Raw genomic sequence first — 4305 nt, forward strand, 5'->3', positions numbered from 1 at the left:
CGCGAACTTTCCTGGCGGGTGCGACATCAGGCACGTCGACTTCCAGCCCGCGCGGCACATCCCCCGTTCGTCATCGGATCGAGGCGGTCTGCAACGCAGGCATCACCTTCGCAACAGACGGAAGAAGCTCGCGGCTGACCGCGGCCGCAATCGAATCAGCGACCGCGAATGCCGCGTCCTGCTGCTTCCGAGTTGGGTTCTTGTCCGATCGTGCGAGAGGTACGACGATTCGAACGAGGGCCTCCTCCGTCCGTCCTTCCACAGCGGCATCACGCAGCAAGTTCCACTTCACCTTGTACTCGCTGGCCTCCACTCGCCCTCGCCCCTGATACCAGTAGTACACGAGGGCGCGCACACCTTGATTGGCGAGCAGCACACGGTTGATCGTGCCACCCGGTGCGCCCATCGCGTCGGCAGCGAGGCGCTCAGACGACATGATCTCCCAGCCGGCTCCTGGCAGGCAGTTTTTCGGAGAGTGGATGGCCTTCCCCTGTACCTGGCGATCGTAGTAGCCCACGTAGGTCGAGAACAGAATTCCCGAACCTGAACCAAACTCGCGCAATGCATAGTCGGTCATTCCCGCCACGCGCCGCTCTGCGGAGTCAATGACGATGTTCTTGCCGACCATGCCGTTGATGCTCGCTGGCAAGGCCGCCATTGGTTGCAGGGGCTGAATGGCGTATTGCTCGCGCATGCCGGAAATGAGCAGCACACCGAGAGCGAGTACGGCTACAGGCAGGAACTTGGGCAGCACACTGTTCACGCAGTCACTCCGCGCGGCGAGCTATCCATAATTTTCGATTCGACGATTCCCAGCAGCCACGCCACGATCGACGTAATCACGAACGCTCCGCCAAACATCACCATTCCTTCACTGGTATGCATGAAGCCCTCGCCCATTTCCGGGCTTACGAAAAGCACCAGAAATCCCGTGAGGAATACTCGAAATCCATTGATGGCGATGGCGATAGGAATCGTGAGCGCCAACAGCAGCACACGGGTGGACCAATGCCGCAGGAACATCGCGCCAAGCAGCACGCCCAGGCTGATCAACGCGGTGAGCGATCTTAGCCCGCTGCACGCTTCCGCCACGAACAATTCCTGTCCCGGAATACGGATCACGTTGCCCGTCATCATCACCGGGATCTCACGCCACCTCAGTAACCCCGCGCCGATCTTCGACGCCGTGAACTGCAGTGGCAGCGCCACCGTATTCAGAATGACTTCCGGAATCGGGATCGACAGCGCGGTGAGTGTGAACGGCAGCCACCAATGCAGCAGCTGGCGAAACCCGGCGTAAAACACCGTGAGGCCCGCGAGCGCCATCAGCATGGAGCCGCGCATCACGAACAGCTCGGCCGCGAGATCGGCGGCGTAGCGGAACAGCACCGCGAAAATCAGGATCGCCGCGCCGAGTACGCGCTGCGGCTTCGAACCCTCCACGATGCCGCTCTTCCAGGCGAAGTACAACGACAACGGCGCCAGCAGCAGGCCATGACCCGAGTTGGGGTCGTTCCACCACGCGTCGAACATCAGCGTGGCCGGCTTCGCGAACAGCAGCACGAACATCACCGCCGTGAGCGCATACGATGCGAGCTCCACGGGGGCGCGTTCCTTCACTCCCGCGAGGAGGTCGCGAGGCATGAAGGCAGGGGATGACTGAGCAGGAATAGTCACGGTCGATTCATGATGAGAGGCAATGCAGAGACGCACGGGAGGCATTGACTGTCACACTCGCGGCACGCCCATCGATCACCGAGCGGCTCATGAGCCTACCCTGCCACCAGCGTCGACGTCCACCTTGGGCCATCCGCGACCCGCCCAGCCCGTTCGGCGTACTCGTCGAGCTGATCGGGTAACAGCTTCCCTATCCCGAAGTATGTCGATTCTGGACGCCAGAAGTACCAGCCGCTCACGCTCGCCGCCGGCATCATGGCGAAGCTCTCGGTCAGTACGATTCCCGTCCGCTCTTCAGCCTCTGCTACTGCGAAAAGCGTACCCTTCTCCCGGTGGTCGGGACAGGCGGGATATCCGGGCGCTGGGCGGATGCCCTGGTACTTCTCATGGATCAGGCTGGCGTTGTCGAGCGCCTCATTCGGCGCGTAGCCCCAGAACTCCCGACGTACCCGCTCATGCAACCGCTCAGTGAACGCCTCGGCCAGACGGTCGGCCAGCGCCTTGGCCATGATCGAGCTGTAGTCGTCATGATCCGCCTCGAATTCCGCAACCAAGCTGTCCAGACCATGCCCGGTGGTAACGGCAAAGGCTCCCATATAGTCGGGCACGCCACTTTCCTTCGGTGCTACAAAGTCGGCCAGGCAGTGATTCGGTCGCCCGTCCCCCTTCTTGTCGAGCTGCTGACGCAACATATGTAGCGTTGCCGCAACAGTACCACGATCGTCGTCGCTATAGAGCTCGATATCGTCACCGACCGCGTTCGCCGGCCAAAAGCCGAACGAGGCGCGCGCCTCCAGCCGCTTCTCACGAACGATCCGGTCCAGCATGGAACGCGCGTCGGCGTACAGCGACCGCGCGGTCTCGCCCACGATGGGGTCGTTTAGAATGGCGGGATAGTGCCCAGCCAGCTCCCAGGTCTGGAAGAACGGTGTCCAGTCGATGTACGGCACGAGGTCTTCGAGCGGGTACTCCAACAGCGTGCGCGGCCCCATGAACGTGGGCACCGGCACCGGCACGGTGAGATCGATCTTGGCGCGATTTGCCCGCGCCGCGGAAATGCTGACCAACCGTTCGGCCCCACCACGCGCCGCACGCGCCACACGAAGCGCTTCGTATTCCTGGCGCACGCCGGCCGCGTAGGCCGCCTTGCGCTCGTCGCTGAGCAATGCGCTGGTCACGCCCACTGCGCGCGACGCGTCGAGCACATGCACCACGGGGCCCGAATACGACGGCTCGATTTTGAGTGCCGTATGCGCCTTGCTGGTGGTGGCACCACCGATCAGCAGCGGCACCGTGAAACCCTGACGCTCCATTTCGCTGGCCACGAACGTCATCTCTTCCAGCGACGGCGTGATGAGTCCCGACAAGCCGATCACGTCGGCATTCACTTCGCGCGCCTTCGCCAGAATGGCCGCGCACGACTGCATCACACCCATGTCGACCACTTCGTAGCCGTTACACTGCAGCACCACGCCCACGATATTCTTGCCGATGTCGTGCACGTCGCCCTTTACCGTGGCCATGATCACGCGACCGACCGGCTTGCTGTCCACCGTTTTCAGCGCTTCGATAAACGGAATGAGATGCGCCACGGCCTTTTTCATCACGCGCGCACTCTTTACCACCTGCGGCAGGAACAGCTTCCCTTCACCGAAGAGATCACCGACCACATTCATGCCGCGCATGAGCGGGCCTTCGATCACTTCAATGGGATGCGATGACGCGAGGCGCGCTTCTTCGGTGTCTTCCACCACGAACGCATCGATACCGCGCACCAGCGCATGCGCTATGCGCTCTTCCACGGAGAGAGTGCGCCACGCGAGATCTTCGGTTTGCTTCGCGCGCCCCTTGGCTTGGTCGGCCACTTCCAGCAAGCGCTCGGTGGAGTCGGTTCGGCGAGCCAACACCACGTCTTCCACGCGCTCGCGAAGATCGAGCGGAATATCTTCGAAGGGGATGAGCTGACCGGCGTTCACAATGCCCATATCCATGCCGGCGCGGATGGCATGATACAAGAACACCGCGTGCATCGCTTCGCGCAGCGGATTGTTACCGCGAAACGAGAACGACATGTTGCTCACACCGCCGGAGATCTTGGCGAACGGTAACGTGCGCTTGATTTCGTGCGTGGCTTCGAAGTAGTCGATGGCGTAGCGCGCATGCTCTTCGATGCCGGTGCCGATGGCGAAGATGTTCGGATCGAAGATGATGTCCTGCGGAGGGAAGCCCACCTGCTCGGTGAGAATCTTGTACGCGCGCGTACAGATTTCGACCTTCCGCGCGGCGGTGTCGGCCTGCCCCTGCTCGTCGAATGCCATCACGATCACGGCCGCGCCGTAGCGGCGCACCAGGCGCGCCTGCCGCAGAAACTCCGTTTCGCCTTCCTTGAGCGAAATGGAATTCACGACGCCCTTCCCCTGCAGACACTTGAGACCGGCCTCGATCACGCTCCACTTACTGGAGTCCACCATGACCGGCACGCGCGAGATGTCGGGCTCCGACGCTACCAGATTCAGAAAGGTGACCATCGCATTTTCCGCGTCGAGCAGCCCCTCGTCCATGTTGATGTCGATGATCTGCGCGCCGCTGTCCACCTGCTGGCGCGCCACGACCAGCGCATCGCTGTAA

At 62.0% G+C, this 4305-nt stretch carries 3 protein-coding genes; all 3 read right to left on the minus strand.

The genetic code is table 11. The features are described 5' to 3' along the window. Positions 1-70 precede the first annotated feature (70 nt). The gene (locus ACESNG_RS07040; protein WP_373059170.1) at positions 71-763 is read right to left on the minus strand and encodes an exosortase C-terminal domain/associated protein EpsI; all 693 of its coding nucleotides are present in this window, start codon (positions 761-763) and stop codon (positions 71-73) included. Continuing rightward, positions 760-1644 carry an exosortase/archaeosortase family protein gene (locus ACESNG_RS07045; RefSeq protein ID WP_373068359.1) on the minus strand — a complete coding sequence of 295 codons (885 nt, stop codon included), beginning with the start codon at positions 1642-1644 and terminating at the stop codon, positions 760-762. The genes ACESNG_RS07040 and ACESNG_RS07045 overlap by 4 nt, the downstream gene beginning before the upstream one ends. A 128-nt stretch (positions 1645-1772) precedes the next feature. Continuing rightward, on the minus strand, positions 1773-4305 hold a 2533-nt coding region (gene metH / locus ACESNG_RS07050; protein WP_373068360.1), incomplete at its 5' end, for a methionine synthase.

The sequence above is a fragment of the Gemmatimonas sp. genome, from assembly GCF_041689975.1.
Lineage (GTDB): Bacteria > Gemmatimonadota > Gemmatimonadetes > Gemmatimonadales > Gemmatimonadaceae > Gemmatimonas.